Annotated in this window: 6 protein-coding genes; 1 reads left to right on the top strand and 5 read right to left on the bottom strand. The window is 60.7% G+C overall.

Features of this window, described 5'->3' with window-relative positions; all coding sequences use genetic code 11:
• Positions 1 to 86: 86 nt before the first annotated feature.
• From AC1D06_RS41320 to AC1D06_RS41300, 5 genes are all read right to left on the bottom strand, one after another.
• Positions 87 to 398, bottom strand: coding sequence for a hypothetical protein (locus AC1D06_RS41320; RefSeq protein WP_477878188.1), 312 nt, complete (start codon positions 396 to 398; stop codon positions 87 to 89).
• Between the two features lie 129 nt (positions 399 to 527).
• Positions 528 to 944, bottom strand: coding sequence for a (deoxy)nucleoside triphosphate pyrophosphohydrolase (locus AC1D06_RS41315; protein ID WP_477991245.1), 417 nt, complete (start codon positions 942 to 944; stop codon positions 528 to 530).
• Between the two features lies 1 nt (position 945).
• Positions 946 to 1,725: a GNAT family N-acetyltransferase gene (locus AC1D06_RS41310; protein ID WP_477878190.1), complete on the bottom strand. Its 780-nt coding sequence runs from the start codon at positions 1,723 to 1,725 to the stop codon at positions 946 to 948.
• Positions 1,706 to 2,944: a bifunctional glutamate N-acetyltransferase/amino-acid acetyltransferase ArgJ gene (argJ, locus tag AC1D06_RS41305; protein WP_477878191.1), complete on the bottom strand. Its 1,239-nt coding sequence runs from the start codon at positions 2,942 to 2,944 to the stop codon at positions 1,706 to 1,708. Before argJ ends, AC1D06_RS41310 begins: the two co-directional genes overlap by 20 nt.
• 112 nt (positions 2,945 to 3,056) lie before the next feature.
• Positions 3,057 to 3,914, bottom strand: coding sequence for a peptidylprolyl isomerase (locus AC1D06_RS41300; RefSeq protein ID WP_477991244.1), 858 nt, complete (start codon positions 3,912 to 3,914; stop codon positions 3,057 to 3,059).
• Between the two features lie 242 nt (positions 3,915 to 4,156).
• On the opposite strand from AC1D06_RS41300, the gene secA reads away from it, so the two are divergent.
• A partial coding sequence (gene secA, locus AC1D06_RS41295) for a preprotein translocase subunit SecA (RefSeq protein WP_477991247.1) occupies positions 4,157 to 6,517 on the top strand: 2,361 nt, incomplete at its 3' end.

The following is a 6,517-nucleotide window of genomic DNA, read 5'->3' as shown; positions in this document are numbered from 1 at the left end:
GGCTCAACTGCGGCCGAATTCGACAACATTCTGCAGGTTGATCTCCGAAAACTGCTCCACCAATGCGGTGGGCATGTCGAGGCGCTTCAGCACCCCGACTTGTTGCCATTGTCATCGATAATGCAGACCTCGCTCGGATCGCTCTGCAGGACCGACCGGCGGATCGTGTAATGCTTTACCTTGCCATCATGCGAGGGGATCGATCCCGTCTTGATGTCGTCATAGCCCAAGGTGCTCGCCTCCATCCTGTCCTTTTGCTGCGACACGAGCGGCGTGACGATCAGCGTCAGCGCAATGATTGCCGTGCCGAACAGGAGGGCGACGTTGAGCGCACCGATGGGACCCGATCTCTCGCGCGAAAATTCCCGCTCCTGCGGTTTCGAGAACTCGTCATCCATGGTTCAGCGCCCTGTTATCATTCCAGATCGTGGTTACCGGAATGATAATGGCCAGTGCTAAACGAAGTCTTAACAGATCGTTATAAACCGGGACATGTCCGACCTTTTGCCGGTAGGGAGTACAAGCGATCAGGGCAGGAGATCGGTGAGGAACGGCACGAGCGGGTCGTCGGCGGGCGGCATCGGGAAGCTCCGAAGATCCTTCGCCCGCACCCATTTGATCGCCTGGCCTTCAAGTCCGCGCGCGATGCCCTCATAGCGCCTGCATATATAAAGAGGCATCAGCAGGTGGAAATCGTCATAGGCGTGGCTGGCAAAGGTCAGCGGCGCGAGGCAGGGGATCTTGGTTTCGATGCCGAGTTCTTCCCGGAGCTCGCGAACCAGCGTCTCCTCCGGCGTCTCGCCCTTCTCGACCTTGCCGCCCGGAAATTCCCAGAGCCCGGCCATCGATTTGCCTTCCGGACGCTGGGCAAGCAGCACGCGGCCATCCGCATCGATCAGCGCGCAGGCCGCGACCAGCACGATGCGATTGCCGCCATCCGCCATGTCAGGCCTCTTTCTGCCAGTAGCAGTAGTCGTAGACCGGTTTGAAACCGATCCGTTCGTAAAGCGTCCGGGCCGGGTGATTGTCGGCGATCACCTGCAGCCAACCATGCCGGGCGCCGCGGAGCCGCGCCCAGCGCAGCGCCGCCGAAACCAGTTCGAGACCGAGCCCCCGGCGGCGCGCGCTTTTTGCGACCACGATCTGCTGCAGGCCGGCGAGCTCATTGTCCTGCACACAGATGCCGACCGCCTTCGGGCCTTCGGAATCTTCCATCAGGAACAGGCCGGCAGTCGGCTCGATCGAGCCGATAATGCCGCCGAGCACAGGCGCGGTCGTCTCGCGGCCATCGTCGATCTTCACGCAGGCTTCGGAAAAGCGCTGTATGTCGTGGGTCGGCAGGTGATCCATGCCATGGTCGGTATCGACCGCGTCGAGATCGGCGGCCATGACCAATGTCCGCGACTTCGGTACCCAGCCTTCATGCGCCAGCAAATCCGGGAGGCCTGGTGGGCAAAGCGGCGATTGCCGGATCGACGCCGTCAGGCCATTGGACGCGAAGGCTTCCTCGGCGGCGCGGATACGCGCGGCCATGTCCGAACCGTCGAACGGGTCGAGCGGCACGAGCGAATTCAGGCGCTTGGAAGGATGGCCGGGCGTCAGGCGCAATTGCCAGCTGCCGTCGAACGTTACCTTCGCCGCAGGCCATGCCCGGAATCCTGCCGCCTCCAGCCGTCGCACCAACGGCAGCCGGACACGGCTCATATCAGCTACGGTAGTCGCCATTGATTTCGACATATTCCTTGGTGAGGTCGCACGTCCACACCGTCGCCTTGCCCAGGCCGAGGCCGAGATCGACTCTGACAGGGATTTTCTGGTTCTTCATGACCGCCGAAGCAGCCGCCTCGGAATAATCAGGGTCACGCTCGCCCTCGACCGCAACGCGAATATCGCCGAAGCGAATTTCGAGCAGATCGCGGTCTGCGGGCTCGCCGGCCTTGCCGACAGCCATGACGACACGGCCCCAATTGGCATCCTCGCCGGCGATCGCGGTCTTGACCAGCGGTGAATTGGCGATCGAAAGCGCGATCTTCTTGGCGCTCTCGTGGCTGACAGCGCCGGTGACAGTGACCTCGACCATCTTGCGAGCGCCTTCGCCATCGCAGACGACCTGGTGGGCGAGGTCGAGCAGCAGGCTGTTGAGCGCCTCAGCGAAACCGGCGACCTCGCCACCATCGATCTCGACCCGCTTCTGGCCGTGCCGGGCAGCTGCGCCAGTGGCGAACAGCATCAGCGTGTCGGAGGTCGAGGTGTCGCTATCGACAGTGACCGAGTTGAAGCTCGGGCCGACCCCCCGCGAAAGCAGGCTCTGCAGCACGTTCGGGGCGATATTCGCATCGGTGACGACGAAAGACAGCATCGTCGCCATGTCAGGCGCGATCATGCCCGCACCCTTGGCAATGCCGTTGATTGTGACGGTGGTGCCGGAAATCTGCGCCGTCCGGGTCGCGACCTTCGGATAGGTATCCGTGGTCATGATCGCCTTGGCGGCTTCCAGCCAGAAATCGCCCGTCGCGCGCACGTTCATATCGCCCAGCACGCCGGCAAATTTCGTAGCATCGAGCGGCTCGCCAATCACGCCGGTCGAGGCAAGGAAAACCTCACCCACCGAACAGCCCACCGCTTCGGAGGCCGACTTGGCCGTCAGTTCCGTCGCAGCCTTGCCCTTCTTGCCGGTAAAAGCGTTGGCATTGCCGGAATTGACCACGACAGCGCGAGCCTGGCCGCCCTTCAGGTTGGCGCGGCAGAAATCCACCGGCGCCGAGGGGCAGTTCGAGCGGGTGAAGACGCCAGCGACGCTCGCCGGTTCGTCGAACACCATCATCAGCACGTCGGTGCGGTTCTTGTACTTGATGCCGGCTTCGGCGGTGGCCATGCGGACACCGTCGATCACCGGCATGACGGGAAAATTTTTCGGCGCGAGCGGGGAGACAGCGTGGGACATGACCCTGAACCTCGATTTGGGACGCCTGTCCCAGGGCAACGCACAGACGCAGAAGCGTGATGGCTCAAAACGAGAAGGCGCCTGCCTCGTGCAGGCGCCGTCCCGGGTTGAATTACTTAGCCGGCTTGTTTTCCTCGTCGTAGCCCTTCTTGAGCTGCGGATCGAGGATCTCGACCTTGGCACTCGCCTTGGCGGCGGTGAGCAGCGCCACATACTTTTCGCGGATGACGAGCTGCCGCACCTGGTCCTTGACCTGATCGAAGGACGGCGGAGCGGCAGTGCGCTTATCCTCGACCAGGATCACATGGTAGCCGAATTGGGTCTTGATCGGGGTTTCGCTGTGCTTGCCCTTTTCGAGCGCGAAAGCCGCAGCTTCGAATTCCGGCACCATCTGGCCCTTCTTGAAAAAGCCGAGATCGCCGCCATCGGATTTGTTCGGATCGGTCGACTTTTCCTTGGCGAGCTTGGCGAAATCCTTGCCGGCGTCGAGTTCCTTGATGATCGCCTTGGCCTCATCCTCGGTCTTCACCAGGATGTGGCGGGCATGAATCTCTTCTTCCTTCGGAATCTTGGCGACTTCGGCATCATAGCGCGCCTTGAGATCGGCATCGGTGATCGCGTCGACAATATGCTTCTTGAAATATTCGTTGTGCAGCTCGCGATCGACAATGAACTGGACGCGCGTCTTGAAATCGACGTCATCATCGAGCTTCTCGGTCTTGGCCTTTTCGGCGACGACCTTGGCGTCGATCAATGCCGTCAGCGCTGCGATCTGCTTCTTGTCCGGCGGCAGCTGCTGCGCCGTCTGCGGATCGATGAAGCCCTCGGCAAGTTCAAGGCCGGATTTGGTGATCTCGACGCCATCGATCTTGGCGACGACCGGATCCTTGGCATCTGCGGCGTTGGCGATGGGGCCTACGGCCAGGAGGGCGGTCAGAGCAGTGGCTGCGAGCAGGCCTTTGCGGAACATTTTTTCACCATTTTAGAGCATTTACGAAAGGTGGCCCCGGGATTTGCATTTTTCCGGCCAAAAGGCAAATGGAAAAGCGGGAGTCCGACCGCATTGAGTTGACATGCCAGACGCCCCCTCTTATCTGTCTCGCAGATTTGCGCGCTTGAATAGAAGTGTGCGGTGGAACGTTTTCCGGCAGATTTACTTCGGTCGACGATACGTTCCGGCAACAAAGATTGAGTTCAGAAAGGACCATGACGATGGTCAGTCTCGGCGGCCTGGCCCGCAAATTGTTCGGCTCCTCCAACGAACGCCGCATTCGCTCATATTCCACTCGCGTCAGCGAGATCAACGCGCTTGAGCCGCAGATAAAGGCGCTGACGGATGACCAGCTCAGGGCTAAGACGGCCGAATTCAAGCAGCAGCTTGCCGCCGGCAAGACGCTGGACGACATTCTGGCTCCGGCTTTTGCGGTCGCCCGTGAAGCAGCCCGGCGCGTGCTTGGCTTGAGACCTTTCGACGTCCAGCTGACCGGCGGCATGATCCTGCATGAGAAGGGCATCGCCGAAATGAAGACCGGCGAAGGCAAGACGCTGGTCGCCACGCTGCCCATCTATCTCAACGCGCTCGCCGGCAGGGGCGTGCACCTCGTGACCGTCAATGACTACCTCGCCCAGCGCGACGCGCAGATGATGGGCAAGATCTACGGCTTCCTCGGCCTGACAACCGGCGTCATCGTCCATGGTCTCGACGACGACCAGCGCCGCGCAGCTTATGCCTGCGACGTCACCTACGCCACCAACAACGAACTCGGCTTCGATTATCTGCGCGACAATATGAAGTACGAGAAAAGCCAGATGGTCCAGCGCGACCACTATTTCGCCATCGTCGACGAAGTCGACTCGATCCTGGTCGACGAGGCGCGCACGCCGCTGATCATTTCCGGCCCGCTCGACGACCGTTCCGACTTCTATAATACGATCGACGCCTTCATCCCGATGCTCAACAAGGATGACTATGAGCTCGACGAGAAGCAGAAGTCGGTCAACTTTTCCGAAGTCGGCACCGAGAAACTCGAAAATCTGCTGCGCGCCGCCGGCCACCTGAAGGGCGAGTCGCTTTACGACGTCGAGAACGTCGCCGTCGTCCACCACGTCAACAACGCGCTCAAAGCGCACAAAATGTTCCAGCGCGACAAGGATTACATCGTCCGCAACGACGAAGTCGTGATCATCGACGAATTCACCGGCCGCATGATGCCCGGCCGCCGCTTTTCGGAGGGCCTGCACCAGGCGCTCGAAGCCAAGGAGAAGGTGTCGATCCAGCCTGAAAACCAGACGCTGGCCTCGATCACGTTCCAGAACTATTTCCGCATGTATGACAAGCTGGCCGGCATGACCGGTACGGCATCGACCGAAGCGGAAGAATTCGGCAACATCTATGGCCTCGAAGTCGTTGAAGTGCCGACCAACCTGCCGATCAAGCGTCTCGACGAAGATGACGAGGTCTACCGAACAGTCGAGGAGAAGTACAAGGCGATCATCGCCGACATTCTCGACAGCCACAAGCGCGGCCAACCGGTGCTGGTCGGTACGACCTCGATCGAAAAGTCCGAACAGCTCGCCGACCGCCTGAGAAAGCAGGGTTTTTCCAATTTCCAGGTGCTGAACGCCCGCTATCACGAGCAGGAAGCCTATATCGTCGCCCAGGCCGGCGTGCCGGGTGCCGTCACCATTGCCACCAACATGGCCGGCCGCGGCACCGACATCCAGCTCGGCGGCAACCCGGACATGCGCATCGAACAGGAACTGACCGATCTTGAGCCGGGTCAGGAGCGTCAGTCGCGCGAAGCCGCGATCCGCGATGAGGTCAAGACGCTCAAGCAACAGGCGCTGGCCGCCGGCGGCCTTTATGTTCTCGCCACCGAGCGCCATGAAAGCCGCCGCATCGACAACCAGTTGCGCGGCCGCTCCGGCCGTCAGGGTGACCCGGGCCGCTCAAAATTCTTCCTGTCTTTGCAGGACGACCTGATGCGCATCTTCGGTTCCGATCGTATGGATTCGATGCTGGTCAAGCTCGGCCTCAAGGAAGGCGAGGCGATCATCCATCCGTGGATCAACAAGGCGCTGGAACGCGCCCAGAAGAAGGTCGAGGCCCGTAACTTCGACATTCGCAAGAACCTGCTCAAATATGACGACGTGCTCAACGACCAGCGCAAGGTGATCTACTCACAACGCCTTGAGCTGATGGAAGCCGAGAGCATGACCGAGACGGTCGAGGACATGCGCGACGAAGTGATCGAGGTGATCACCAAGAAGCACATGCCGGAAAAGGCCTATGCCGAGCAGTGGAATGTCAAGGACCTGCGCGCCGAAGCGCTTGAATATCTCAACCTCGACCTGCCGATCGAAGCCTGGGCGGCCGAGGAAGGCATTGCCGAAGACGATGTGTTCACGCGCATCAAGGACGCCGCCGACAAGGAAATGAAGGAAAAGGCCGAGCGTTTTGGCGCCGAACTCATGACCTATGTCGAGCGTTCCGTGGTGCTGCAGACGCTCGACAACCTCTGGCGCGAGCACATCGTCAACCTCGAACATCTGCGCTCTGTCATCGGCTTCCGC

It is taken from the genome of Rhizobium sp. P2_G2 (assembly GCF_056403555.1).
Note: the sequence above shows the minus strand (reverse complement) of the source record. Positions and strands in the feature narration are given on the sequence as shown.